This window comes from Nocardioides marmotae, assembly GCF_013177455.1.
GTDB classification, from domain to species: Bacteria; Actinomycetota; Actinomycetes; order Propionibacteriales; family Nocardioidaceae; genus Nocardioides; species Nocardioides marmotae.
Map to the genome: position 1 here is coordinate 520,570 of NZ_CP053660.1, position 24,452 is coordinate 545,021.

Genomic DNA, 24,452 nt, shown 5'->3' on the forward strand with positions numbered 1-24,452 from the left:
ATGACGACTTCAGCGGTACCGGGCGTGGTCATCGTCGGTGGCGGACAGGCAGGCGTGGACCTCGCGTTCTCGCTGCGCTTCGAGCAGTACGCCGGCCCCGTCACCGTCATCTCGGCGGAAGCGGAGCTGCCCTACCGCAAGCCGCCGCTGTCGAAGGACCACCTCGCCCTGGGGGCGACGGAGACCGAGTACCTGCGCAGCGGGGAGTCCTACGCCGAGGAGTCCATCACGCTGCGGCTGGGGGTACGCGTCACCGAGATCGAGCGAACGGCCCATACCGTCACGCTCGATGACGGCACCACGGTGCCCTACACCCATCTCGTGCTGGCGCTGGGCGCCGAGGCGCGCACGCTGCCGATGGCGAACATCCCCGCTGACAAGGTGCTGAGCCTGCGCAGCCTCGCGGATGCGCGCAAGGTCCACGCCCTCTTCGAGACCGCCGCCGACATCGCGGTGGTCGGTGGCGGGTTCATCGGGCTCGAGGCCGCGGCCGCAGCCGCCAAGCGGGGAATCAAGGTCACGGTCTACGAGGCCGCTCCGCGCCTGATGGGTCGAGCGGTGTGCGAGACCGTCTCCGACTTCGCCTTGACCTGGCACCGTGAGCACGGCGTCGAGATCGTGTTCGGCGCGGACCTGAGCGAGATCCGGGCGGACGGTGCCGTCGTCGGCATCGGGGTCACGCCCACCACGGACATCGCTGAGAAGGCGGGCCTGCAGACCGACGACGGAATCGTCGTCGACGAGACCTTGCGGACCTCGGACCCGGCGATCTTCGCCATCGGCGACTGTGCGAGGTTCCCGACCGGGTTCGCGAGCGGTCCGGTGCGGCTCGAGTCCATCCAGAACGCGTCCGACCAGGCGCGGCACGTTGCCCACGAGATCGCCACCGGGGAGTGCTCTGGCTACGCGTCCGTGCCGTGGTTCTGGTCCGACCAGGGAGACCTGGCGATCAAGATGGCCGGTATCACCAGTGGTCATGACGAGACCCTGGTCCTGGGGAACGTCGATTCGGGCTCGTTCAGTGTGCTGTGCTTTGCGGACGGCGTCTTGGTCGGGGCTGACTCCGTCAACGACGGCAAGACCCACATGACCATGCGCCGGCTCCTGGCCAAGGGGGTCAGGGTCACGCTGGCGGAGGCTTCTGCGCCCGGTTTCGACCTGAAGCAGGCGCTGAGCGCCTGAGCGGCCGGCCCGGGGTTCGCCGGTCGGCTCCCCGAAGAGCGCGAAGCGCGCCCCCCGGGGATCGGGAGGCGCGCTTCGGGTGAGGTCGACGTCGTGCGTACGTGGTGGCTACCCCTCGCGCCCAGCGTTCGCGTGGTGCGGCTCGGCGGGATGCGCGTGCGGGCCGGTGGAGTCGTCGTTGAGGGTGATGTAGCGGTCCCAGTACTTCCACTCGCCGTCCACCTTGCGGAGCTCGTCCACCGACTTGCAGCTCCACCGCACGACCGTCACGCCTGCCTCGAAGACGGCGGTGACCAGGAAGTACATCTTGACCTTGAGCCAGTCCTCGCGACCCTGCGGGTCGGGCTGCACGACCACCGAGGTGACGTGGTGCTGGTAGGTGCGGCCGATGGGATCGGCCGCCCACTTCTTGCCGGTCTCGGCGGGGCCGTCGGGGGAGACCCGATCGCCGTCATAGCGAGTCACGTGACCGCCCGGGGCGAAGCAGGAGCGCACGGTGTCGGCGTCTCCTTCGTTCAGGGCCATGTAGAAGAGCTCGTAGAGCTCGCGGATGAGGACTCGGTCTTCGATGGAGACGCTGGTCATGAGCAGGAAACTAGCCCACAGGCACGATCTTGTCGACCAAACGTCTGTTTGTTTGCATCCGAGACTCGACGGGCTCGAGGTCGTCGGATCGTCCCCCTGACATCGGCGTCGACCGTGTACTAGATTCAAACCATCATTCGTTCAAATTCAGAGCAGAGGAGCATCAGCGTGACCGCATTCGACGCCAGCCGGATCTACAAGCTCGGCCCCACCGAGAGCCTTCGCCCCAGTGGTCCGAACGGAACCGGCTCCCGGCTCCTCGTCGGTGGCGCCCAGTCGGAGGGTCAGTACACCTTCCGGTACTACCGCGCCGAGGCCACCATGTATCCCCACACCCATGAGAGGGAGGACGAGAACGTCTACGTCCTCTCCGGGAACCCGACCGTCGTGCTCGGCGAGACCACCTATGAGCTCGCGCCCGGGGACTTCCTCTTCATGCCGCACCATGTCAAGCATGCGATCTACACCAACGACCCGTGGGAGGGGTTCAGCGTGTCCAGCCCGGGTTACATCTTCGACGAGATGATGGACGACCTGGCGAACCTGATCGCGGCGGACGCCGCCACCCCTGAGGCCATGGGCGAAGCCCTCAAGCGCGGCGGTATCACCGTGCACGAGGGCAAGTGGTACGGCGAGACGCCGATCGTCCAGCGCTGAGGAGTTCGGTCGTCAGGGCGCCGCGCCGCGCCCTGACGATCCGGCCTGCCTCGGCGCGAGTTCGCCAGTGCCCAGCCGACGACCGTCGATCGATTCAGGCCGGGGTCCGGGGCGGCCCGGGGTGGGAGGGCTCGGCCATGTCGTCGACGACGTGGATCGGGTCCAGTGCCGTCCCTGCGGGGTAGTTTCCACCGAAGTCCAGGGACGCTTCGGGGGTCAGCCGTACCTCGGGGAACTCGAGTCCGGACTCCGTGACCGCCGGCGTGCCCAGTCTGGCGAACACCATGCGATGCGTGCGGGCAGGCCAGTGGCCGACATCGGTCACCGAGAGGTCCCAGTCGTTGTCCCGCCGGGTGATCCACGGGTCATGGACCATCACGAAGAGCATGCCGTGGTGCGCACTGAACCGGAGGTCTCCGCAGAAACGCAGATCATGGGGGCGAGAGGTGTCCTCGCCCGTGAAGACGAAGGTGCCGTCCTCGAGGGCGTCGGCGCCGCCCATGGCGGTGATCTTGCCGCTGCCGGAGGTCAGGATGTAGTGGCGGAAGCTGCTCTTGACTCCCCACTTCATGACGACGCCCATCGATCGCACCATCCATCTGTTCAAACAACCGTTTGGCCGATATTGTGCCATGTGCCACGGGCTGCTGCACGTGGAGGTCGCTGGGTGGGTGCTGGATCGTCGCACGCGCGGCCGGATGGCACCTGAATCGCCTGGCGAGCAAGGTCCTACTGAAGGAACGACATGAAGATTCTCCTTGATCCGGCCAAGTGTGTCAGTGCCGGCACGTGCGTGACGCAGTCTCCGGAGCTCTACGACCAGGATGATGAGGGCATCGTGGTCGCGCTCGTCGAGTCTCCCGAGCCTGCGCAGTTCGAGGCGGCGCGCCGTGGCGCTGTGGTGTGTCCCGCGGGCGCCATCGTCATCGAAGAGGACTGACCTCTTCCTCGATCGACCATCGAACGGCCTGGGTCGGCACCGGTCCAGGAAGTCGACGTCCGGCCGACCGAAAGTTGTCGTCCGGAGATTGACCTCAAACAACCGTTTGATTACTCTGGCGGTACGCGTATGACCCGCGTCACTCTCGTCATCGCGCCGACGACCACCCCGCCACCGGGATGCAGAGCAAGGAACTGGCCATGACCATCATTGACGACGACCTGCTGGGGTATCCCGCACCTCGCGCCGCGGACCGCCCGCTGGACCCCCCGCCCACCCTGCTCGGCCTACTCGCCGGGACCCCGATCACCAGGGTCCGGATCGAGGATGGACGTCCCGCCTGGCTGGTCACGGGGTATGAGGATCAACGGGCCCTGATGGCCGATCCGCGCGTGAGCGCTGACACCTCGCACCCGAACTTCCCGGCGAAGACGAGGGCCGCGGCGGGTGGCGGTGCCAAGGTCAGCTTCATCACGATGGACGGCCCGGAGCACCTGCGGCTGCGTCGGATGGTCACGCGGCCGTTCATGATCAAGAACGTCCAGGCCATGCGCCCCGCCATCCAGAAGATCACCGACGACCTCATCGACAAGATGCTGGCAGGCCCTCGGCCAGTGGACTTCGTGAGCGCGTTCGCGCTGCCGCTGCCCTCCCTGGTCATCTGCGAGCTGCTGGGTGTGCCCTACGAGGACCACGACTTCTTCCAGGAGACCAGCAACCAGATCGTCGCCATCGCCCCCGACGACCCGCTCCGTCCGGAGCGCGCGATGCAGACTCTCGCCAAGTTCATGATGGAGCTCGTCGCGAAGAAGCAGGCGGAGCCGGGAAACGACGTGTCGACCGAGCTCGCGGAGCGCGTGACCAAGGGGGAGCTCACCCTGGTCGAGGCAGGCGGCATCGGGATGCTGCTGCTCTTCGCCGGGCACGAGACCACTGCCAACATGATCGCGCTCAGCACGGTTGCGCTGCTGGAGCATCCTGAGCAGCTCGCACTCCTGCAGCAGGAGGACAACGAGGCTGTCGCGGTTACCGCGACCGAGGAGCTGCTGCGGTACCTGCACATCACCCACACGGGGCGGCGCCGCGTCGTGCTCGAGGACATCGAGTTCGCCGGCGAGACGATGAAGGCGGGGGAGGGTCTCATCCTCCCCAACGACATTGCCAACCGCGACCCGGCCGCTTTCGAGAACCCCAACGAGCTCGACATCGAACGGGAGGCCGGCCACCACGTCGCTTTCGGCTTCGGTGTCCACCAGTGTCTCGGGCAGCCGCTGGCGCGAGTGGAGCTGCAGATCGTGCTCAGCACGCTCTATCGGCGGATCCCGACGCTCCGCCTCGCCGCCGGCCTGGACGAGCTCAACTTCAAGCACGACGTGAACGTCTACGGCGTGCACGAGCTGCCGGTCACGTGGTGACCCGGCGCGCGCTGCCGCCACGATCCCGAACACTCGACATGACACCCCCAGAAGGGATCACCATGAAGGTGAGTTTGAACCACGACAAGTGCCTCTCCGCGGGGCTGTGCGTGGTTGCCGCTCCGGCGGTCTTCGACCAGCGGGACGAGGATGGCATCGCCTTCGTCCTGCAGGACAACCCGTCGGAAGATCAGGGTAAGGCGGTGCGTCACGCGGCCGCCTTGTGCCCCGGGCTCGCCATCACGGTAGGGGAGGGTTCAGAGCAGTGACGGGTCGCGTCGAGGGCAAGGTCGCCTTCATCACCGGTGCCGCGCGCGGTCAGGGACGGGCGCACGCCGTCCGACTCGCTGAGGAGGGCGCGGACATCATCGCGATGGACCTGCTCGAGCCCCTGGAGCACGTGCGCTACCCGGGCTCCAGCAAGGAGGACATGGACGAGACCGTCCGGCTGGTGGAGGCCACGGGACGTCGGATCGTGGCCCGGCAGGGCGACGTCCGGAGCCTCGAGAGCGTGCGTGAGGTGGTGGACGAGGGCGTCATCGCGATGGGCGGTCGCCTGGACATCGTCTGCGCCAACGCCGGGATCATGATCCTGCACGAGTGGAGCGAGGGCACCCCGGAGCTGTGGGATGCCACGATCGCCACCAACCTCACGGGCGTGTGGAACACCGTGATGGCCACGGCGCAGCACCTGATCGATGCCGGCGGCGGCTCGATGATCCTCACCAGCTCCTCGGCGGGCCTGCGCGGTCAGCCGTTCCTGAACCCTTACGTGGCCGCCAAGCACGGCGTGGTCGGGGTCATGCGGGCCTTCGCGGTCGAGCTCGCCGAGTACGGCATCCGGGTCAACACGATCCACCCGACCGGCGTGAACACCACGATGATCGAGGGACTGGGAGACGCCTACCCCACGTTCCTGGAGCACCACCCCAGCCTGGCGCTGGTGGCGAAGAACCTGCTGGACGTCCCGGCCGTGGAGGCGACCGACCTCGCGCAGGCGGTCGTCTACCTGGCGAGCGACGAGTCCCGGTACGTCACGGCCACCACGCTGACCGTCGACGCTGGCATCACCCAGCACTGAGATCTGGAGACGATGACTCGATGGGTGCCACCACGACGATCGACGCTGAGGCCCGCCTGCTGATCGGCGGCGAGCTCCGGCACGCCGCTGAGGGGCGAACCTTCGAGGTCCTCAATCCGGCCGACGCCGAGGTCATCGCCCACGTGGCGAATGCAGGTGCCGGTGACATGGAGGCGGCCATCGCCGCGGCGCGGCATGCCTTCGACGCGACCGACTGGTCGACCAACCTCGAGCTGCGGGTGCGGTGCCTGCGGCAGCTGCAGGCAGCGCTCGAGGGGGAGCGCGAGGTCATCCGCGAGGAGCTCATCGCGGAGGTCGGCACCCCTCGTGCAGTGACCCATGCTGCCCAGCTGGACAACCCGCTGGCCGACAGTCTGCTCTGGCCGGCGGAGTACGCCGAGGGCTACCGCTGGGAGCGACGCCTGGAGGACTGGGTCGACCGGAGGTCAGGTCGGACCAACCAGCGATGGGCGGTCAAGGAGGCTGTCGGTGTGGTGGCCGCCATCCCTGCGTGGAACTTCCCGCTGAACCTCCTCCTGTCGAAGCTCGGGCCCGCGTTGGCGGCCGGCAACACGGTCGTCGCGAAGCCGTCCCCCGAGACCCCGCTGCACGCTCTGCGCATCGGCCGGTTGATCGCGGAGATGACCGACATCCCTCCGGGCGTGGTGAACATCGTCTCGACCGACGAGGTGCCGGTCGCGAACCTCCTGCTCACCGACCCGCGGGTCGACCTGGTGTCGTTCACCGGCTCGACCCGCACCGGCGAGCACGTCCTGAGGGAGACCGCGCCCACGTTCAAGCGCACGGTGCTGGAGTTGGGCGGCAAGAGCGCGCTCGTCATCACCGACGACGCGCCCGCGGAACTCGCCGCGGCCATGCCGATGATCGCGCTCACGCATGCGGGCCAGGCCTGCGCCCTGCCGACGAGGCTCTTGGCGCAACGCGGCATCTACGACGAGATCGTTGCCGCGATCAGGACCGGCTTCGAGAACGCTGCCGTGGGTGATCCCACCGATCCCAGGACCGTCGTCGGTCCCGTGTCCTCGGCGGAGCACCAACAGCGCATTCTCGGCTACATCGAGAAGGGCAAGGCCGAGGGGGCCACCCTCCTCGTGGGCGGGGACGCCCCCCGCCGGCCCGGGTTCTGGGTGAACCCCACCCTCTTCGTTGACGTCGACAACTCCTCGACCATCGCGCAGGAGGAGATCTTCGGGCCGGTGCTCGCCGTCACCCCGTTCGACACTGACGAGGAGGCCATCGCCCTGGCCAACTCCTCCAGATACGGCCTCTCCGGCTACGTGGTCTCCTCGTCAACCGAGCGGGCACGCCGCATCGCGAAGCGGGTCCGCTCCGGCTCCTTCATGGTGAACGGCGGGAGCTACTCCGGGGCGGACGCCCCGTTCGGGGGGTACAAGTCGAGTGGGATCGGCTGTGCAGGTGGCGAGGAGGGCTTCGAGGAGTTCCTGCTCACGAAGACCGTTGGCACCACGCTGTCGATCTTCGACTGAGATGTAGGGGTCTGCTGTCGAGTGGCAGAACAGAAGCGCCGCCACGGCTGGCTGTCGTGGCGGCGCTTCTGTTCTGGCCGGGGTCTCGGACTCGGTGAGTGGGTCTGGCCACGCACGTGGTCGAGACTGATGTGCCCGGGATGGTTACCGCAGGACGGTGTTCGGCGGGGACGCTCCGAGCCCGCCCCGGATCAGGGCCCGGTGATCAAGCCCGGGCCGCCACGGCGTACGTGCCGGCGGATGCGCCGGCGACCCGGCCCATGGTGGTGGCGCTGGCGAGACCGTTGCCGCCGCCGAGGTAGCGCGTGCCGATGACGCCGCCGGTGCACTCGCCGGCCGCATAAAGCCCGGGGATGGCGCGGGAGTCGTCGGCGAGCACCTGGGCGCCGCCGTCGATCTCCACGCCGTACGCCGTGATGCCGATGACCGAGGTCACCAGGGGGATGCCGTAGAACGGCCCGGCGGCGACGGGGCGCAGGAACCTGGCCTCCTTGCCGAAGTCGGAGTCCACACCGGTCTCGGAGAACGAGTTGTAGCGTGCGACGGCGCCGACGACGGCGGTGGGGGAGAGACTCAGCTTCTCGGCGAGCTCCTCGAGCGTGGCGGCTTCGACCCCGCCACCGCTGCCGAGGATGTCCTTGATCCCGTCGGTGCTCCAGTAGGCCGGTCGCCCGCCGTGGGCGAACGTGGGCAGCTCAGGAGTGTCGTTGATGGCCAGCGTCGCGGCGTCGAAGACGGCGTGGACGACACCGCCGGACTGCCGGGTCACGCCGTAGATCTGCCCGTAGGGGGCGGTCTCGTCGATGATGCGGTGGCCGTCGGAGCCCAGCAGCAGGGACCAGGCCGGGATGAAGGGGTCGAAGTCGACGACCTTCATCCTCGGCGCGAGGGAAGGCTTGCAGACGTCGTGCCCGACCAGGTGGGCGCCGACGTCGTCGGCCAGCGCGATGTGGTCGCCCTGGGACGTGTCCGGACCGATGTAGTAGAGCCACTCCTGGTGCTGGCCCACGCTCGGCAGGTGCTCGACGACGAGCTCCTTGTTGGCGCCGAAGCCGCCCGTCGCCAGCACGACCGCGTGGGCGGTGAGGTCCTCGCCCCCGGCAGAGACGCCCACGACGGCGCCGTCGCGGTGGATCAGCCGGTCCACCCGATTCCCGGTGACGATGTCGATGCCGCGCTGCCGACAGCTGCGCTGCAGGACGTCGATCAACCGGGCGCCGCCGACGTTGCCCTTGCCGTCGACCATGTGGGTCCGCGGCACCCTCTCCCCACCGTCTCGGTGGAGGGCGGGGACGAAGTCGAGCCCGAGCGTCGCCAGCCAGTCGATCACGGGCCCGCTCTCGTCGGCGATGGAACGCGCGATCGTGGGCTTGATCTGCCACTGGTTGGCGAGCATGTACTCGAGGTACAGCTGGTCCTTGTCGTCCTCGAGTCCGAGGGCCTTCTGGACGTGGGTCTCGGAGGCCAGGATGTGGCCGTGCGAGAGCCTGGACGCGCCGCCCACCGTGGCTGACGCCTCCACCACGAGCACGTCCGCGCCTCGCTCCTGGGCGGTCAGCGCCGCGATCAGTCCGGCAGCGCCGGAGCCCACCACGATGACGTCGAAGTCGATCTCGGACATCAGGAACCTCCTCTTTTCGTCCGGGACGCTAGTTCAACGGCGCTGGCCAGTCAATCAATCGGCTGTTTGAACCGGGACATCTCAGGGCCAGGCGGGTTCAAACGCATGGTTGGTTGATTTTAGGCTTGACGCGGCAGGGTCGGACAACTACCTTGGCATGCGTGATGCAGGCCACAGCCGGCGCACTCCGTGCCAGTGGCCCTTGGTCTGCGATGCGTCACCATCTTGAGAGGTAGGAAGTATGACGACCCTGAAGTACGAGCGACTCGCCCCCACTGTCGGAGCCAGGATCCTCGATGTCGACATCGAGCAGTTCAAGAGCGACCCCGAGCTTCCCGGCCAGGTGCTGGAGGCGCTCGAGGAGTTCGGCGTCCTGCTGTTCCGGGGGCTCGACATCGACGATGACACGCAGGCGGAGTTCGCTCACAAGCTCGGGACGGTGCGGCTCTACCCGGAGCTGCCGAAGCCGGAGATCTTCGAGGTCTCCTACCTCACCGAGAACCCGAACTCCGACAAGCTGCGCGGCAACATCAACTGGCACATCGATGGCCTCTATGACCAGGACAACCCTGGCTCCGTCACCATGCTGAGCGCCAAGGCGATCTCCCGCGAAGGTGGGCAGACCGAGTTCGCGTCCTCCTACAACGCCTACGAGCTGTTGACGGAGGACGAGAAGGCCTTCCTGGCCGACAAGAAGGTCGTCTTCACCTTCGAAGCCAGTCAGCGTCGAGTCTTCGACAACCCGACGCAGGAGCAGATCGACTACTGGCGTTCACGCCCCCCGAAGACGCTGCCGCTGGTGTGGGAACACGAGAGCGGCCGGCGCTCGCTCATCCTCGGATCCATGCACGACCACATCGAGGGCATGGACATCGACGAGGGTCGCGCGATCCTGGACCGTCTGCTCGCCCAGGCCACGGGACCGGACCACGTGTACCAGCACACCTGGGACGTCGGTGACACCGTCTTCTTCGACAACCGCGGGCTGTACCACCGTGCGCGTCCCTTCGAAGACGGGTCGCCCCGTCGGATGAGCCGCTGCACCCTGCTGGGCGAGGAACCGGTCCGACCGGTCGGGGCCCTGGTCGCGTGACCAGGCCGAGCCGGCACCAGGCCTCGTGATGCCGAGCGTCCCGCTGGCCGAGATCCCGGAGGACGTCAAGACGCGCCTGCTCGAGGCAGGTGCATCGGCCTCGATCCTGGAAGCGCCGATCTACCGGTCCTTGGCCCATCAGCCGGAGCTGCTGCGGGGCTGGATCGAGCTCTCCTGGGGGCTGCGGGCACGAGCCGTGCTCACGCCCCGGTTGCGTGAGCTGGCCATCGTGCGGATGGCCCTCCTCCAGGAGAAGGCCTCGGTGGAGGGAGGGACGTTCGTGCGCGAGGCGCACGAACGTTCCGCCCGCGAGGCCGGCGTCACGGGTGAGGAGATCTCGGCCCTCGACGACTGGGAGCACAACGACGTGTTCCCGGCTCGCGAGCGCGCCGCGCTGGCCCTGGCGGACGCCATGCGTGCCGGATCGGTCCCCGACCACGTGCTGAGCGTGCTGGCCGAGCACTTCGAGCCGGCGGAGCGCGTGGAGCTGATCGTGACGTGCGCCTTCTACGAGCTGGTTCCTCGCGTCAACAACGCGCTCCGGGTGGGCTGACCGCCCTACCGTCCCCGGCCTGCCATCTCGGCTCAGGCCCCGCTGCAAGACCACACCAGGCACGTTCACGTCGCTGCGACGGACCTGCCTCCACCCCACGTTTGGCATGCCCCCGCAAGCGCGCGGGAAGAAGGGAATCTCATCATGGCACGAAGGCAGGCCGCACTCGCGTCCGCACTGGTAGCGCTCGGGCTCGCGGCGGCAGCGTGTGGATCCGGCGGATCTGGGTCGAACAACGACGCTGCGGCGGGCACCGAGTGCTCCAGCAGCCCGACGGAGATGCAGTTCGGCGTCGCCACCGAGATGGCGGGGTTCGACCCCGTCAGCGGCGGTTCCAACGGCGTGGCAGGTGGCACTGAGCGCGTCGCGATCTACGACTCGATCATGCGCTACGACCCCGACGAGGGGATGGTCGTGCCCCGGATGGCGGAGTCGTTCGAGTCCAACGCCGACTCCACGAAGTGGACCCTGAAGCTTCGCGAGGGCATCACCTTCTCCTCCGGTGCGCCAGTGGACTCCGCCGCTGTGATGTGGAACGTGGAGCACCACCGCGCCGATGGCTCAGCGTCGCTCTTCAAGCCGCAGCTCCTCCTCATCGACAAGATGACCGAGGTCAGCCCGACCGAGCTGGTCTTCGACCTCAGCGCTCCGCGTGGCGACTTCCCCATGGTGTTCGCCACCGCCCCGGGCATGCTGCTCGACCCCGCTGCCTTCGAGGCGGCTGGTGCTGAGGCCTACGCCGGCGGCAAGGGAGTCGTCGGTGCGGGTCCGTACGAGGTGGCCTCGTTCAAGCCGGGTGAGGAGCTCGTGGTCACCCGCAAGGACAGCTACTGGGGCGACGAGCTCGGAGTGGACGGCAAGTTCTGTGTCGACACCATCCGCTTCTCCTTCATCCAGGACCCCAACGCCCGCGTCGACGCCCTCACCACCGGGCAGCTCGACGTCGGTTCCTTCGCCGACGCCGCCAGCGTGGGGAAGGTCGAGGACGCCGGTCTCGAGCTCGGCATGGCCTACAACTGGGGCAACGACGTCCTGCTGATCAACCACGGCACCGGGGGCGTCGATCGCCCCGGCAAGGACATCCGGGTGCGCCAGGCCATCGTGGAGGCGCTCGACGTCGAGCTGATCAACCAGCGTGGAGCCGGCGGGAAGGGCATCGCCACCAGCGCGCTGGTGGGCGAAGGGTCTTCGCTCTACACCCCCGGTCTCGAGGGCCCGAAGTACGACCCCGAGAACGCCAAGCGGCTGCTGGCCGAGGCGAAGGCCGACGGCTACGACGGCAAGCTGGAGTTCAACGTGGACAGCAGCCACGTCGACTGGGGCCTGGCGGTCGAGGGCCTCCTGGAGGCGGTCGGCTTCGAGGTGGAGGTCGACAGCTCGATGTCGCTCGCGGACCTCATCGCTCAGTCGTTCTACCCGGGTGACTACGACATCCAGTACTTCGCGATGAGCCTGGACGACGCGCAGGCCTGGGCGACGCTCCAGACCACCACGGGCCAGGCGGAGCCCGCCCTGAGCCGGGTCGGCTACCGGAGCGAAGCGTGGGGTGCTGCGCTGGACCAGCTGCGGGCGGCCACCGACCTCGAGGAGCGTCAGGCCGGCATCGCCGGGCTGCAGGAGGTCTGGAACGAGGAGTTCCCCTTCGCCATCACCCTCGGCTCGCAGCGCGGGGTGGCGTACGACCCCAAGAACGTGCGGGGCTTGAAGTTCGGCCACGCAGCGATCGCCCTGTTCGACGACGCCACCGTCGCCGAGTAGACCCCACCACGACCAGCCCCCACCAAGAGAACTGAGGCATTGAAGATGGGTCGCGTAGCAATTGTCACCGGCGGTGCATCCGGCATCGGTCAGGCGATCGTCAGGAAGCTGGCCCAGGCCGGCAACGCGGTGGCCGTCCTCGATCTCGACGCCGACGCGGCCCTGGCGGAGGCAAAGGAGGTCGAGGCGGCCGGGGGCACCGCCCTCGGCCTCCCGGCCGACGTCGCCGACCGGGAGGCGGTCGACGCCGCCGTCTCCCGGGTGGCCGCCGAGCTCGGCAGGCCGACGATCGTGGTCAACAGTGCGGGCATGTCCCTGCACCGATCCTTCCTCGAGCTGACCACCGAGATGTTCGAGAAGATCGTCAGGATCAACCTGAGCGGCACCTTCAACGTCTGCCACGCCAGCCTCCCGCACCTGCTCGAGGAGGGTTGGGGTCGCATCATCAACATCTCCTCCTCCAGCGTCCATTCCGGTGTGCCGCGGATGTCCTCCTACGTCGCGGCCAAGGCGGGCGTCGTCGGGCTGACCAAGACCCTGTCGCTGGAGTTCGCCGACCGGGGTGTCACGGCCAACGCGGTGGCGCCGGGCTCGGTGGACACGCCGATGCTGCGCCGCACGATCGGCGCCGGTGACATCCCGCAGGGTTTCCTGCCCCCGGTCGGCAGGCTCGGCGTGCCCGACGACATGGCCAACGCGGTTGCCTTCCTCGCCTCGGACGAGGCCGGCTACATCACCGGCCAGCACTGGAGCATCAACGGCGGCCGCAGCACGAGCAGCTGGTAAGGGGCTATCGCCCATGCAGATCCTCCTCGGGGTGGGGAGGCGAGTTCTCTACCTCATCCCCGTGCTCTTCATCGTGTCCCTCGGGACCTTCCTGATGCTGGACCTCGTCCCCGGCGACCCGGTCGTCCACATCCTCGGACCGGACGCGACGCCGGAGCAGATGGCGGCGGTGCGCCTGGAGCTGGGTCTCGACCAGCCGCTAGTCCCGCGGTACTTCGACTGGCTGTTCGGGGTGCTCCAAGGTGACTTCGGCAGGTCCCTGCTCCCGCCGGTCGAAGATGTCTCCGAGATGCTCGCCCGGCGGTTCCCCGTCACGCTGGAGCTGGCGATCGTGGCGATGGTGCTCTCCCTCGCTTTCTCGACCCTCGTGGCACTCGTTGCCGTGTACCGCGCAGGCCGGCGGTTCGACAAGGCGTCCAACGTGCTGGCGCTCGTGGTGCTCTCCACCCCGAGCTTCCTGATCGCCCTGTTGCTCGTCTTCTTCCTGGTCTTCCGTCCCGGCATGGTCAAGTGGGCGATCCTGGGCGTCGGCCTCGCCACCGTCGCGTGGCTGGTCTACCGGGCCCTCGTCAAGACCAGGGACCTCTCGCGCGGCGAGCGTCGTGGGCAGCTCGCTCTGGGGTTGGGGGTGGCTGCTGCGGTCGCGGTCGCCACGGTCGTGCTCTGGCAGGTCTGGCCGGCGTTCCCCCGCCAGGGTTTCGCCCGCCTCGGCGACGGCGGCGGCCTATGGAACCACCTGGAGCACCTCTTCCTCCCTGCCGTGACGCTGGCACTCGTGGAGGGTGCGGTGTTCGCGCGGGTGCTTCGCAACGATCTCGGCTCCACCCTGAAGGAGGACTTCGTGCTGTTCGCACGTGCGAAGGGCATGCCCGGGCGGCGCGTCCTGCTCAGCGATGCCTTGCGACCGTCCTCGTTCACGCTGATCACGGTGGCCGGGGTGTCGTTCGGGCGACTGCTCGGCGGCACCATCATCGTGGAGACGATCTTCAACCTGCCGGGCATGGGCACGATGATCGTGCGGGCCGTCGGCGCTGGCGACTTCCGCGTGGTGCAGGCAGGCGTTCTCGTGATCGCGGTCTTCTACGTCGTGATCAACTCGCTGATCGACATCTCCTACTCCTACCTGGATCCGAGGGTCCGCCGTGGCTGAGATGAATCTGGCAGTCGTGCCGGGCGCATGGACGACGTCGAGGTCCCGGGCGAGGGGCGCGGTCGGGGCAGTGCTGCTGCTCGCGGGCCTCACCCTGTTCGTCGCCGCGCTCTCCGGAGCTACCTCCGACACCCCGGTGTGGGTGCGGGTGACGATGTCGCTGGCGGGAGTGGCCGGCAGCTGTCTCGGTGTCCAGTGGGTCTGCACCGCAGCGTTCGGCCGCAAGATCGACCTCGCGTTCTGGACCTCGGTGTGCTGGATCGGCTTGATCGTGCTCGCCGCGGTCGTGGTGGACTGGCTCCCCCTGGCGGAGGCACGAGACGTCTCCCAGGCACTGCGCGAGCCCCTGATGGCGCCTCCCGACCTGCTCTCCCGACACCCGCTCGGGACCGACAACCAGGGTCTCGACATCCTCGCCGGCATCATCTACGGCGCACGGGTCTCCCTCGTCGTCTCGGTGGGGGCCACCCTCATCGGCATGGTCGTCGGCGGGCTGATCGGGATCATGGCCGGTTGGTTCGGCGGCAAGATCGATTTCGTCGTGCGACTCCTGACCGACTCCATGCTCGCGTTCCCCCCGCTGATCCTCCTGCTCGCGATGGTGGCGATCCTGCGGCCCAGCGTGCTGAACGTGACGCTGGCACTGGGGGTCCTCGGCATCCCGCTCTACATCCGCCTCGCGCGGGTGGCGGCGATGGTGGTCGCCCCTCGTGAGTACGTGCTGGCGGCGAAGACACTCGGGGCGAGGAGCGGACGGATCATGGCCCGAGAGCTGTTGCCGAACGTCGCGCTCCCCGTGCTGTCCTATGGCTTCATCGTGGTCGGTGTGCTGATCGTGGCCGAGGCGTCGTTGAGCTTCCTGGGCCTGAGCATCGCTCGGCCGACGCCGACTTGGGGAAACATGATCGCTGCCGGACAGAACGAGTTCCAGGACCATCCTCACCTCGTGGCTGCGCCCGGCATCGTGCTGGCGATGACGGTGTACGCGATCAACATCATCGGCGAAAGGATGCGGGCGAAGTGGGATCCGCGGCAGAACAAGCTCTGAGCACGGTGCCGACCGGGGCGGCGGCAGCACCTCTCCTCGAGGTCAGCAACCTACGCACCGTCCTGCCGACCGGCCGGGGGCCGGTGCGTGCCGTCGACGGCGTCAGCTTCTCGGTGGACGAGGGCGAGACGCTCGGCATCGTCGGTGAGTCCGGCTCGGGCAAGTCGGTCTTGATGCGAACCATCATGAACCTCCTGCCGGAGACGGTCCTCATCGATGAGCAGAGCGAGATCCGGTTCGCGGGTCGAGACATCCGTGGGATGTCGCCGGCCGAGGCGAAGCACTTCTGGGGCAAGGAGATCGCGATGGTCTTCCAGGACCCGATGACCTCGCTGAACCCGGTCAAGAAGGTCGGCACCCAGCTGACCGAGTCGCTCCGGTTCCACCTGGGCCTCTCCCGCAAGGCTGCCGTCGAGCGGGCGCTCGAACTGCTGAACATGGTCCGGATCCCGGAGCCGCGCCGACGCATGGACCAGTACCCGCACGAGATGTCGGGCGGCATGCGCCAACGGGTGGTGATCGCGATCGCGCTCGCCTGCGAGCCCCGCCTGCTCATCGCTGACGAGCCCACCACGGCCCTCGACGTGACCGTGCAACGCGGGGTCCTCGACCTGCTGGCCGAGATCCAGGCGACCCGGGGCATGGCGATGATCCTCATCACCCACGACCTCGGCGTGGTGGCGGGCCGGGCGAACCGGGTGGGCGTGATGTACGGAGGCCAGCTCATGGAGCTCGCCGACACCCGCACGCTCTTCCGCGAGGTGCGCCATCCGTACACAGCCGCGCTCCTGGCCTCGATCCCGGACCTGAACCAGCCGAGCCACACCCGTTTGGCCACCATCGAGGGCCGGCCGCCGGACATGGTGAACCCGCCAGAGGGTTGCCGCTTCGCGCCGCGGTGTCAGCACGTCACCGATGCGTGCACCGCCGGGACTCCGGCGTTCGTCAGCCTCGGCGACCGAGACAGGGGGGTGCGCTGCATCCTGCCGTCCGCTCTTGAGGGTGCCCCCGCCCACCTCCCGCAACCTGTTCTTACGGAGATCTGATGGCAGGAACTGGAACCGCGCACCTGCGCGACGACGACGTGCTGCTGCGTGTCGAGGAGCTGGTCGTCGAGTTCCCGGCCGGGAAGGGTCGGAGGGTCCACGCGGTCTCGGGGATCAGCTTCGACGTGCTCGAGGGCGAGACGCTGGGCCTCGTGGGCGAATCGGGGTGTGGCAAGTCCACCACCGGACGGGCGGTGATCCAGCTGCCGGCGCCCACGTCGGGCACGGTGACGCTGGGCGACGTCGAGGTCTCCGGGTTGAAGGGCGAGGCGCTGCGCCAGGTGCGCAGCGAGCTGCAGATGATCTTCCAGGACCCGATCTCCTCCCTGAACCCGCGTCGCAAGGTCCGCGAGAGTGTCGCCGAGGGACTGCGTATCTGGGGCAGGTCCCGGGAAGAGGTCGACGCGAAGGTCGCCGAGGTGTTCGACGCCGTCGGGATGAACGTCGAGCTCGTCGGCGACCGCCGGCCCAACGAGTTCTCCGGCGGCCAGTGCCAACGGATCTCGATCGCTCGTGCGCTCGCCATGGATCCCAAGATCCTGATCTGCGACGAGCCGGTCTCCGCGCTCGACGTGTCGGTGCAGGCGCAGGTGATCAACCTGTTGGAGGACATGAAGAGGCGCTACGGCCTGACGATGATCTTCATCGCTCACGACCTCGGCGTGGTCAAGAGCATCAGCGACCGCGTGATGGTCATGTACCTCGGGAAGGTCTGTGAGGTCGCGCCCTCGGACGAGCTCTTCGCCGATCCCCAGCACCACTACAGCCGACTCCTCATCGAGTCGATCCCGTCGCACGACCCGGACGCCCGGCTCGAGCCCGCAACGGGTGCCGTCGAGATGCCCTCGCCGATCGACCCGCCCTCGGGCTGCCGGTTCCGCACCCGCTGCCCAGCCGCTCAGGACCTGTGCTCCTCTACCGAGCCTGAGCTCCGTGAGGTGCGGCCCGGGCACTTCGTCGCCTGCCACTTCCCGGAGGTCGGTGGGCGCTGACCCCCACACCGCCCGGGGCAGCGCCCGCCAGGGCCGGGAGCCCGCACACCGCGGCCCCGGCATCCAGCCGGGGCCGGGTGCACGCCCCCATGTGCGCGCACCCGGTCCGGCTCGCCGTACCGGCGTGATCAGGCGGAGTAGCCGCCGTCGACGTTCAGCGTCTGGCCGCTGATGAAACCCGCCTTCGCGGAGGCCAGGAAGGCGACGGCCTCGGCGACGTCCTCCGCCGTGGCGAAGCGGCGCAGCGGGATGCCGGAGACCGCCTGCTGCTCGGTGAAGGCGCCGCTCTCGAGCAGCTCGGTCGCCATGCCGACCGAGGTCATGCCGACGCCGACCAGGTTGGCGCGCACCCCGAAGCGGCCCTCCTCGACCGCGAGCGTGCGCAGGATGCCCTCGATCGCTCCCTTTGGCGCGGCGGACAGGCCGTCGCGGACGATCACGCGGCTGAGCGCGGTGGTTGCGACCGCCACGATGCTTCCCTTCGCCTCGCGGATGTGGGGGAGTGCCGGCTCGAGCACGTTGAAGAACGCCCCGGCATCCCTGGCCAGGAAGTCGGCGAACTCGCGCGCCGACGTCTGCGACACGTACTTGAAGGGCACGAAAGGCCCGGAGGCGTAGACCAGCGTGTCCAGGCCGCCATGGGCCTCGACGACGTGCGCCACGGCACTCACCGCAGCGGCGGGGTCGGTCAGGTCGAGCCGGACGCCCGTGGCCTGGCCGCCTAGCTCGGCTTCGAGCGCGGCCGCCTTGGCGGCGTCGCTGCGCCAGGTGAAGGCGACGTGGGAACCGCGGGAGACAAGGGAGCGGACGACCGCGGAGCCGATGGCTCCGGTGCCTCCGGTAACAAGGGCGACGGACATGGCGGCCAGTGTGCCAGTTTCTGTTGTAAAAACAAACGGTCGTTTGATACGGTGGCGCCAGTTCCCGTCCCAGGAGAGTGCTATGAGCAAGCCCATGGGCGGCCGCGAGGTCGTCGTCGTCGAAGCAGTTCGCACCCCCATCGGGCGCGGTCACAAGGAGAAGGGCATCTTCAAGGACGTCCATGCGTCGAAGCTCCTCGCGCTCACCTTGGAGGACCTCTTCGCTCGGGTCCCGATCGACCCGTCGCTCGTCGACGACGTGCTGGGCGGGTGCGTGATGTCCTACGGCGAGCAGAGCTACAACATCACTCGCACCGGCTGGCTGCTGGCCAACCTCCCCGAGACCGTCCCGGCGGTCACGCTGGACCGCCAGTGCGGCTCAGCGCAGCAGGCGTTCAACTACGGCGCCGCCACCATCGCCTCCGGCGTGAACGACATCGTCGTGGCTACCGGCGTGGAGCACATGGGTCACAACCCGCTCACCAACCCCTTCGCCGAGCCTGTCGCGTGGACCCAGGAGCTGCGCGACCTGCGCGACGTGCGCCTGCAGGACGACGCCGCCGAGCTCATCGCGGACGAGTTCGGGGTCTCCCGCACCGACATGGACGAGTTCTCGGCTGAGTCCCACCGGCGGGCTGCGGCAGCCGCCGCCGAAGGCCGGTTCAAGCGCGAGATCGTCCCGATCGCGACGCCGGACGGCGCGGTGCACGAGCAGGACCAGGGAGTCCGACCCGGCACCACCGCCGAGGTGCTCGCCGGCCTGCGCTCGGCGTACAAGGAGGGGGGACGGATCACTGCCGGCAACGCCTCGCAGATCTCGGACGGTGCCGCGGCCCTGCTGATGATGACCCGGGAGAAGGCCGACGAGCTGGGGCTCCAGCCCCGGGCGCGCGTGGTCGACCAGGTCGGCGTCGGAGTGTCCCCGGTCTCGATGCTCCGGGGCCCCATTCCCGCCACGCACAAGCTGCTGGAGCGCACCGGCATGACGATCGACGACATCGACCTCTTCGAGGTCAACGAGGCCTTCGCGTCGGTCACGCTCGGGTGGGCCCGGGCGGTGGGAGCCGACCTGGCGAGGACGAACGTCAACGGTGGCGCGATCGCCCTGGGGCACCCGGTCGGCGCGACCGGCGCCCGGCTGCTCACCACCCTGCTCCACGAGCTCGAGCGGTCCGACCGGTCCACCGGCCTGGTGGCCATGTGCTGCGGTGGCGGGATCGGCACCGGCACCATCATCGAACGCATCTGAGGGCACGCGCAGCCGTGGATCTCGACGACACCCCAGACGAGGCGTCCTTCCGGGCGGAGGTCCGGGGCTGGCTGGCCGCCCACAAGCCGCACGACCTCACCGAGCTCTCGTCCGTGGCGGCCATCCGCGACCTGCCCGACGTCGCGCCGGCGTTGGAGTGGAGCGCCAAGCTCGCGGAGGCGGGCTACGCCGGCATCACCTGGCCTGCCGAGCACGGCGGGCGGGGCGCGCCGCTCAGCTACCAGGCGATCTTCCTCGAGGAGGCCGCTGCGATGGACGCCCCGGTGCACCTGGGTGGCATCGGCCTCAACATGATCGGCCCCACGATCATCGAGTACGGCACCCCGGAGCAGAAGCAGCACCTGGCGCACATCCTCGACGGGTCCGAGATCTGGTGCCAGGGCTTCTCCGAGCCGGGCGCCGGCTCCGACCTCGCCGGCGTGCGCACCAGGGCCACGCTGGACGGGGACCACTACGTGATCAACGGCCAGAAGGTGTGGTCGTCCTTCGCGCACATCGCCCAGTGGTGCATGCTGCTGGTGCGCTCTGAGGCGGGCAGCGAGCGGCACCGCGGCCTGACCATGATCCTCGTCGACCTGGACTTGCCCGGGGTGGAGATCCGCCCCATTCGCGAGCTCACGGGGGACGCGGTCTTCAACGAGGTCTTCTACAACGACGTGCGCGTGCCGGTCTCCCACGTCCTCGGTGCGGTGGGTGATGGCTGGAACGTCGCGATGACCACGCTCGGCCACGAGCGGGCGACGCTGGGCTTCTCCCTCGTGGGCTCGTTGGAGGCCCTGCTGCGTCGGGCCGTCGCCCTGGTGGCCGAGGTCGGCGTGAGCGATCCGCTCCTCCTGGACCGACTGGCCGCCGAGGTGGTCGAGGTCGAGGCCCTCAAGCTCACCAACCGCCGGTTCCTCGCCACGCTGGAGGACGGGGCCGTGCCGGGCGCCGAGGGCTCGGCCATCAAGCTGCGGTGGTCGCTGGCCAACCAGCGTCTGACCTCGCTGATCTTCGACATGCTCGGCCCCGCTGCGGTCGCGGCACCGGAGGAATGGCGCTACCAGAGGTTCCGCTCGCGCGCCAACACCATCGAGGCGGGCACGAACGAAGTCCTGCGCGGCATCCTTGCCGAGCGCGTCCTGGGATTGCCAAGGAGCCGCTGATGTCCTTCGCCCTCACTACCGACCAGCGCGACCTGCTCGAGGTCGCCCGCGCCTTCCTCGCCGACGTCTACCCGACCGAGCGGGCCGCGCGGAGCTCCGACAGCACCGAGGGTTGGGACCCCGACTCGTGGGTCCAGCTCGTCGAGATGGGCTGGATCGGGGTCGCGCTGCCGGAGGAGCGTGGCGGTGCCGGCTTCGGGCACGTCGAGGAGACGATCCTCGTCGAGGAGCTCGCGCGCTGCCTGTACGCCGGTCCGTTCCTCAGCACCGTGCTGGCACTTCCCGCGCTGGAGGCCGCCGACGCGGCGGACGCCCTGGCCGGCAGGTCCCGCTGGTCCTTCGAGGTGGACGGCCTGGTGCCGGACCTGGACCGGGTGGACCGCGTGCTCTCCGCGGCGGGGGCGGTGGATGCGACGGGCGACCTGCTCGCGACGGTCGACCCGACACGCCACGTCGGGCGTCTCGCCGGCTCGGCCGGGGGGACGACCGCGGACGTCGACCGTGCCCAGCTGCTCACCTACCTGGCCGCCGAGTCACTCGGCGTCGCCGAGGCGGCGCTCGAGATCGCCGTCGGCTATGCCAAGGAGCGCACCCAGTTCGGCGCGGTCATCGGCAAGCTCCAAGGCATCCAGCACCCACTCGCGGACACCTTCACCGACCTCATGGTGGGGCGCTCGCTGGTCCAGGCGGCCGCCTGGCGCCTCGATGCCCGGCCTGACGACGCGCTGCGCTCGGCCACCATGGCCAAGGCCTTCCTCGGCGATGCCGCCGTGGTGGCCACCGAACGTGCCATCCAGGTGCACGGGGGCATCGGCTTCACCTGGGAGCATCCGCTGCACCGCTACTACAAGCGCGCGGTGTGGCTGCAGGCGTTCGGGGGGAATGCCGCGGCTCAGCGGGCGCTGATCCGCGAGGAGCTGGCCCCGATCGACCAGGTCGTGTCGGGCGCGTAGCGCCGGAGCAGTAGTCCGTTCCGCGCGGCCGGGCACTCCCTCGGGCGCACTCACTAAGGAGTCAGCATGTCGATCGACCAGCTCAGCGGCGCGGCAGCCTTCCAGAAGGCCTTCCGGGGCGACATCATCACGCCGTCCAGCGCGTCCTACGAAGACGCTCGCAAGGTCTGGAACGGCGACATCGACCGCCGACCGCTGGCCGTCGTGCGCCCCACGAACGACCAGGACGTCTCCGCGGCACTGCAGTTCGCGCAGGAGGCGGGGGTGCCGCTGGCGATCAAGGGCGCCGGGCACAGCTACGCCGGACACTCGATGGTGGAGAAGGGCATCACCATCGACATGTGGAACTTCCAGCAGGCCGAGGCCGACCTCGCCAACCATCGGGTGAAGGCCGGTGGCGGAGCGCGGCTCGGGGCGGTCGACAACGCGCTCGTGCCCCACGGCCAGGTGATGCCGGCCGGCGTCGTCTCTCACACCGGCATGCCGGGGCTCGCGCTCGGCGGCGGCGTCGGCTACAACTCGCGTTCCTTCGGTCTGACCTGTGACCAGTTCATCCGGCTCAAGGTCGTCCTGCTCACCGGCGAGGTGGTCCACGCCTCCGAGACCGAGAACCCCGACCTCTTCTGGGCGCTGCGCGGCGGCGGCGGCAACTTCGGTGTCGTGACGGAGTTCGAGTGCCGGACCCACGACCTCGGCCCGTACACCTGGGGCTTCCTGGCCTATCCCTCGAGCCAGTCGGTGGAGATCTCCGAGGCGGTCATCGAGCTGGCCCGGACGGCTCCGCGCGCCTTCGGCGTCTCGATCTCCTACGGCATCCCGGCGCAGAAGTTCGGGCTGTCGGTGCCCGAGTCGCGGGACACGCTGGTCACCGTGATGGTCTACCACCGGGGCACGCCGGAGGACGACATCATCAAGAAGGTCAAGGCGATCGGCAAGCCGCTCCTCGACACCGTCGAGATCAACGACTTCCTCACGCTGCAGACGATGTCGGACGAGAAGGCCAAGGCAGGCATCGGCTGGTACATGAAGTCCGGTTACACCAAGGAGGTCAAGCGCGACCTGCTGGAGTGGATGTCCGAGGCCTCGGTGGACTACACCCTGAACGTCTCGAGCCCTCACGTCGAGCGCGACATCTACACCCTCCAGCTGCTGGGCGGTGCCATCCAGGACACCCCCGAGGAGGCCACCGCCTACACCGGCCGAGAGGCGCAGTGGCACTCAGCCGTCGAGTGCGGGTTCACCACGCCCGCGGAGCGGGAGCGCATCGTGTCCTGGATCCAGGAGTCGTGGAAGACCAACTCCTCCTACTTCGACATGGACGCCTCCTACGTCAACCTGAACACCGACGACGGCGACGAGCCGGTCAAGAAGATCTTCGGCGCGAAGTACGCCCGGCTCCAGGAGATCAAGTCGACGTACGACCCGAACAACGTCCTCGCGCTGAACTGGAACATCAAGCCGCTCGCCTGAGACGTGCGGATCCTGTTGCCCGAATGATTGTGCTTCAACCAAACAACCGGTAGAATTAGAATCATGTCTGCAGACACTCTCGCGTCGACCGTGGGTCGTTGCCCCGTCCTGCACGGTTATGACCCGCTGGACCCGGCCGACCTCGCCAACCCCTACCCCGGCCTGGCGAGGGCGCGGGCAGAGGCCCCCATCTTCTGGGACGAGAAGTACCAGTTCTGGAACGTGACCAAGGCTGAAGACCTCCTCGAGGTCCTGCGCGACGACCGCACGTTCTCCTCCAGTCACGCCATCCCGATGCCGCCGGTCCCGGAGGAGTTCCGCGACCGGCTGCCGGAATGGCCCTTCCAGACCGCGCTGGTCTTCATGGACGACCCGGCACACAAGCGCAACCGCACCATCCTGCAGACCCCCTTCCTGCCCCGCCGGCTGCGCGCCCGGCAGGACTTCATCCGTGAGCGGGCCACCAAGCTGCTGCTCGACGCGAAGGCGAGGGGCGGGCCGCTGGAGTTCGTCCACGACTTCGCCCTCTCCCTGGCCCTCCAGGTGATCGGTGACCTCTGCGGCCTCCCCGAGGAGGACTGGCCGAGGATCCAGGACTTCGTCAACGACGCGTTCGCGGTCGCGAACATCTCCGGGGACGTCTCGGACGAGGAGCTGCGCGTCCTGGCGACCAGCCAGCTGGAGTACTGGGACTACCTGCGCGGCATCGTGCTGGACCGTCAGGCGAACCCCAACGACGACTTCTCCTCGGTGCTGTCCCAGGCGACCGATCCCGAGGACGGCTCCCACCTGAGCGTCGACGAGATCGCCGCCCTGATCAACACCGTGGTCGGCGCCGGCTTCCACACCTCGGCGCAGATGATGACCGCCGCCTTCTACGCGATCCTCACCCACCCCGACCAGTGGGAGCTGCTGAAGTCCGACCGCTCGCTGCTCGACAGCGCCGTGGAGGAGACGGTGCGCTACCGCACGCCGGTCAAGCGCATCTACCGGCACGTCACCGAGGACGTGGAGATCGGCGGGGTCCAGATGCGTGCCGGCGACCTGGTCGCCTGCGTCCTCGCCTCGGGCAACCGCGACGAGGACGCTCATGTCGACGCCGACGCGCTCGACATCACCCGCTTCGAGTCCAACCTGACCTTCGGTCGAGGCATGCACCACTGCCTGGGCGGACCGCTCGCCAAGACCGAGCTCAAGATCGCCTTCGAGGTCTTCCTCGAGCACGCGCCCGACTCGACGATCACCGCAGGCCAGGAGGTCGTCCGGCCGAGCTCGGTGCGACTCGACACCATCGACGAGCTCTTCATCGACCTCGCCTGACCGAGACAACAGGACTAAG

At 68.6% G+C, this 24,452-nt stretch carries 24 protein-coding genes; 20 read left to right on the plus strand and 4 right to left on the minus strand.

Going from position 1 to position 24,452, the window contains the following annotated elements; all coding sequences use genetic code 11:
* On the plus strand, window positions 1-1,182 hold the full coding sequence (locus tag HPC71_RS02445) for an NAD(P)/FAD-dependent oxidoreductase (protein WP_154613531.1): 1,182 nt from the start codon (window positions 1-3) through the stop codon (window positions 1,180-1,182).
* 108 nt (window positions 1,183-1,290) lie between these two features.
* On the opposite strand, the gene HPC71_RS02450 is transcribed toward HPC71_RS02445, so the two are convergent.
* The gene (locus tag HPC71_RS02450; protein WP_154613532.1) at window positions 1,291-1,767 is read right to left on the minus strand and encodes a nuclear transport factor 2 family protein; all 477 of its coding nucleotides are present in this window, start codon (window positions 1,765-1,767) and stop codon (window positions 1,291-1,293) included.
* Window positions 1,768-1,935: 168 nt separating this feature from the next.
* On the opposite strand from HPC71_RS02450, the gene HPC71_RS02455 reads away from it, so the two are divergent.
* On the plus strand, window positions 1,936-2,424 hold the full coding sequence (locus HPC71_RS02455) for a cupin domain-containing protein (protein WP_154613533.1): 489 nt from the start codon (window positions 1,936-1,938) through the stop codon (window positions 2,422-2,424).
* Between the two features lie 94 nt (window positions 2,425-2,518).
* On the opposite strand, the gene HPC71_RS02460 is transcribed toward HPC71_RS02455, so the two are convergent.
* Window positions 2,519-3,007, minus strand: a complete 489-nt coding sequence (locus HPC71_RS02460) for an HtaA domain-containing protein (RefSeq protein ID WP_171896026.1) — start codon at window positions 3,005-3,007, stop codon at window positions 2,519-2,521.
* 162 nt (window positions 3,008-3,169) lie between these two features.
* On the opposite strand from HPC71_RS02460, the gene HPC71_RS02465 reads away from it, so the two are divergent.
* The 5 genes from HPC71_RS02465 to HPC71_RS02485 all read left to right on the plus strand — a co-directional run bounded on the left by HPC71_RS02465 (window position 3,170) and on the right by HPC71_RS02485 (window position 7,368).
* A complete protein-coding gene (locus tag HPC71_RS02465; protein WP_154613535.1) occupies window positions 3,170-3,364 on the plus strand; it encodes a ferredoxin in 195 nt (64 codons plus the stop codon).
* Window positions 3,365-3,543: 179 nt separating this feature from the next.
* Entirely contained in the window at window positions 3,544-4,779 is a 1,236-nt protein-coding gene (locus HPC71_RS02470; protein ID WP_216656521.1) for a cytochrome P450, read from the plus strand.
* A gap of 62 nt (window positions 4,780-4,841) precedes the next feature.
* Window positions 4,842-5,048: a ferredoxin gene (locus tag HPC71_RS02475; protein ID WP_154613536.1), complete on the plus strand. Its 207-nt coding sequence runs from the start codon at window positions 4,842-4,844 to the stop codon at window positions 5,046-5,048.
* A complete protein-coding gene (locus tag HPC71_RS02480) occupies window positions 5,045-5,860 on the plus strand; it encodes a mycofactocin-coupled SDR family oxidoreductase (RefSeq protein WP_171896027.1) in 816 nt (271 codons plus the stop codon). Before HPC71_RS02475 ends, HPC71_RS02480 begins: the two co-directional genes overlap by 4 nt.
* A gap of 20 nt (window positions 5,861-5,880) precedes the next feature.
* Window positions 5,881-7,368, plus strand: a complete 1,488-nt coding sequence (locus HPC71_RS02485) for an aldehyde dehydrogenase family protein (protein WP_154613537.1) — start codon at window positions 5,881-5,883, stop codon at window positions 7,366-7,368.
* A gap of 205 nt (window positions 7,369-7,573) precedes the next feature.
* Here HPC71_RS02485 and HPC71_RS02490 read toward each other — a convergent pair whose 3' ends face one another.
* Window positions 7,574-8,989 carry an FAD-dependent oxidoreductase gene (locus HPC71_RS02490; protein WP_154613538.1) on the minus strand — a complete coding sequence of 472 codons (1,416 nt, stop codon included), beginning with the start codon at window positions 8,987-8,989 and terminating at the stop codon, window positions 7,574-7,576.
* A 241-nt stretch (window positions 8,990-9,230) separates the two neighbouring features.
* On the opposite strand from HPC71_RS02490, the gene HPC71_RS02495 reads away from it, so the two are divergent.
* From HPC71_RS02495 to HPC71_RS02530, 8 genes are all read left to right on the plus strand, one after another.
* Entirely contained in the window at window positions 9,231-10,082 is an 852-nt protein-coding gene (locus HPC71_RS02495; RefSeq protein WP_154613539.1) for a TauD/TfdA dioxygenase family protein, read from the plus strand.
* Between the two features lie 28 nt (window positions 10,083-10,110).
* Window positions 10,111-10,635: a carboxymuconolactone decarboxylase family protein gene (locus HPC71_RS02500; RefSeq protein ID WP_154613540.1), complete on the plus strand. Its 525-nt coding sequence runs from the start codon at window positions 10,111-10,113 to the stop codon at window positions 10,633-10,635.
* A gap of 279 nt (window positions 10,636-10,914) precedes the next feature.
* Window positions 10,915-12,393 carry an ABC transporter substrate-binding protein gene (locus HPC71_RS02505; RefSeq protein WP_171896029.1) on the plus strand — a complete coding sequence of 493 codons (1,479 nt, stop codon included), beginning with the start codon at window positions 10,915-10,917 and terminating at the stop codon, window positions 12,391-12,393.
* Between the two features lie 45 nt (window positions 12,394-12,438).
* Window positions 12,439-13,179 carry an SDR family NAD(P)-dependent oxidoreductase gene (locus HPC71_RS02510; protein WP_154613542.1) on the plus strand — a complete coding sequence of 247 codons (741 nt, stop codon included), beginning with the start codon at window positions 12,439-12,441 and terminating at the stop codon, window positions 13,177-13,179.
* Window positions 13,180-13,192: 13 nt separating this feature from the next.
* Window positions 13,193-14,329, plus strand: a complete 1,137-nt coding sequence (locus HPC71_RS02515) for an ABC transporter permease (RefSeq protein ID WP_154613543.1) — start codon at window positions 13,193-13,195, stop codon at window positions 14,327-14,329.
* A 1-nt stretch (window position 14,330) separates the two neighbouring features.
* Window positions 14,331-15,377, plus strand: a complete 1,047-nt coding sequence (locus tag HPC71_RS02520) for an ABC transporter permease (RefSeq protein WP_230083964.1) — start codon at window positions 14,331-14,333, stop codon at window positions 15,375-15,377.
* Window positions 15,350-16,423 carry an ABC transporter ATP-binding protein gene (locus tag HPC71_RS02525; protein WP_216656523.1) on the plus strand — a complete coding sequence of 358 codons (1,074 nt, stop codon included), beginning with the start codon at window positions 15,350-15,352 and terminating at the stop codon, window positions 16,421-16,423. Before HPC71_RS02520 ends, HPC71_RS02525 begins: the two co-directional genes overlap by 28 nt.
* Window positions 16,423-17,415 carry an ABC transporter ATP-binding protein gene (locus HPC71_RS02530; protein WP_154613544.1) on the plus strand — a complete coding sequence of 331 codons (993 nt, stop codon included), beginning with the start codon at window positions 16,423-16,425 and terminating at the stop codon, window positions 17,413-17,415. Before HPC71_RS02525 ends, HPC71_RS02530 begins: the two co-directional genes overlap by 1 nt.
* Window positions 17,416-17,543: 128 nt before the next feature.
* Here the strand turns inward: HPC71_RS02530 and HPC71_RS02535 are convergent, their stop codons facing one another.
* The gene (locus tag HPC71_RS02535; protein ID WP_253943872.1) at window positions 17,544-18,371 is read right to left on the minus strand and encodes an SDR family NAD(P)-dependent oxidoreductase; all 828 of its coding nucleotides are present in this window, start codon (window positions 18,369-18,371) and stop codon (window positions 17,544-17,546) included.
* On the opposite strand from HPC71_RS02535, the gene HPC71_RS02540 reads away from it, so the two are divergent.
* The 5 genes from HPC71_RS02540 (at window position 18,358) to HPC71_RS02560 (ending at window position 24,433) form a co-directional block, all read left to right on the plus strand.
* Window positions 18,358-19,524 (plus strand): thiolase family protein, encoded by a 1,167-nt coding sequence (locus HPC71_RS02540; protein ID WP_230083911.1) that lies wholly within the window; start codon window positions 18,358-18,360, stop codon window positions 19,522-19,524. The two genes, HPC71_RS02535 and HPC71_RS02540, sit on opposite strands and share 14 nt — an antisense overlap.
* 14 nt (window positions 19,525-19,538) lie before the next feature.
* A complete protein-coding gene (locus tag HPC71_RS02545; RefSeq protein ID WP_171896031.1) occupies window positions 19,539-20,690 on the plus strand; it encodes an acyl-CoA dehydrogenase family protein in 1,152 nt (383 codons plus the stop codon).
* Entirely contained in the window at window positions 20,690-21,643 is a 954-nt protein-coding gene (locus tag HPC71_RS02550) for an acyl-CoA dehydrogenase family protein (RefSeq protein ID WP_171896032.1), read from the plus strand. The genes HPC71_RS02545 and HPC71_RS02550 overlap by 1 nt, the downstream gene beginning before the upstream one ends.
* 66 nt (window positions 21,644-21,709) lie before the next feature.
* Entirely contained in the window at window positions 21,710-23,113 is a 1,404-nt protein-coding gene (locus HPC71_RS02555; protein WP_154613547.1) for an FAD-binding oxidoreductase, read from the plus strand.
* Between the two features lie 63 nt (window positions 23,114-23,176).
* Entirely contained in the window at window positions 23,177-24,433 is a 1,257-nt protein-coding gene (locus HPC71_RS02560; protein WP_154613548.1) for a cytochrome P450, read from the plus strand.
* Window positions 24,434-24,452: the final 19 nt, after the last annotated feature.

What these genes read in the sequence shown, in the direction of transcription:
- HPC71_RS02555 (WP_154613547.1), top strand. Translation starts at nt 21,710, where the DNA reads ATGTCGATCGACCAGCTCAGCGGCGCGGCAGCCTTCCAGAAGGCCTTC.
- HPC71_RS02485 (WP_154613537.1), top strand. Translation starts at nt 5,881, where the DNA reads ATGGGTGCCACCACGACGATCGACGCTGAGGCCCGCCTGCTGATCGGC.
- HPC71_RS02515 (WP_154613543.1), top strand. Translation starts at nt 13,193, where the DNA reads ATGCAGATCCTCCTCGGGGTGGGGAGGCGAGTTCTCTACCTCATCCCC.
- HPC71_RS02445 (WP_154613531.1), top strand. Translation starts at nt 1, where the DNA reads ATGACGACTTCAGCGGTACCGGGCGTGGTCATCGTCGGTGGCGGACAG.
- HPC71_RS02470 (WP_216656521.1), top strand. Translation starts at nt 3,544, where the DNA reads ATGCAGAGCAAGGAACTGGCCATGACCATCATTGACGACGACCTGCTG.
- HPC71_RS02510 (WP_154613542.1), top strand. Translation starts at nt 12,439, where the DNA reads ATGGGTCGCGTAGCAATTGTCACCGGCGGTGCATCCGGCATCGGTCAG.
- HPC71_RS02540 (WP_230083911.1), top strand. Translation starts at nt 18,358, where the DNA reads ATGAGCAAGCCCATGGGCGGCCGCGAGGTCGTCGTCGTCGAAGCAGTT.
- HPC71_RS02475 (WP_154613536.1), top strand. Translation starts at nt 4,842, where the DNA reads ATGAAGGTGAGTTTGAACCACGACAAGTGCCTCTCCGCGGGGCTGTGC.
- HPC71_RS02560 (WP_154613548.1), top strand. Translation starts at nt 23,177, where the DNA reads ATGTCTGCAGACACTCTCGCGTCGACCGTGGGTCGTTGCCCCGTCCTG.
- HPC71_RS02495 (WP_154613539.1), top strand. Translation starts at nt 9,231, where the DNA reads ATGACGACCCTGAAGTACGAGCGACTCGCCCCCACTGTCGGAGCCAGG.
- HPC71_RS02550 (WP_171896032.1), top strand. Translation starts at nt 20,690, where the DNA reads ATGTCCTTCGCCCTCACTACCGACCAGCGCGACCTGCTCGAGGTCGCC.
- HPC71_RS02505 (WP_171896029.1), top strand. Translation starts at nt 10,915, where the DNA reads ATGCAGTTCGGCGTCGCCACCGAGATGGCGGGGTTCGACCCCGTCAGC.
- HPC71_RS02520 (WP_230083964.1), top strand. Translation starts at nt 14,331, where the DNA reads ATGAATCTGGCAGTCGTGCCGGGCGCATGGACGACGTCGAGGTCCCGG.
- HPC71_RS02460 (WP_171896026.1), bottom strand. Translation starts at nt 3,007, where the DNA reads ATGGGCGTCGTCATGAAGTGGGGAGTCAAGAGCAGCTTCCGCCACTAC.
- HPC71_RS02465 (WP_154613535.1), top strand. Translation starts at nt 3,170, where the DNA reads ATGAAGATTCTCCTTGATCCGGCCAAGTGTGTCAGTGCCGGCACGTGC.
- HPC71_RS02450 (WP_154613532.1), bottom strand. Translation starts at nt 1,767, where the DNA reads ATGACCAGCGTCTCCATCGAAGACCGAGTCCTCATCCGCGAGCTCTAC.
- HPC71_RS02490 (WP_154613538.1), bottom strand. Translation starts at nt 8,989, where the DNA reads ATGTCCGAGATCGACTTCGACGTCATCGTGGTGGGCTCCGGCGCTGCC.
- HPC71_RS02535 (WP_253943872.1), bottom strand. Translation starts at nt 18,371, where the DNA reads ATGGGCTTGCTCATAGCACTCTCCTGGGACGGGAACTGGCGCCACCGT.
- HPC71_RS02500 (WP_154613540.1), top strand. Translation starts at nt 10,111, where the DNA reads ATGCCGAGCGTCCCGCTGGCCGAGATCCCGGAGGACGTCAAGACGCGC.
- HPC71_RS02530 (WP_154613544.1), top strand. Translation starts at nt 16,423, where the DNA reads ATGGCAGGAACTGGAACCGCGCACCTGCGCGACGACGACGTGCTGCTG.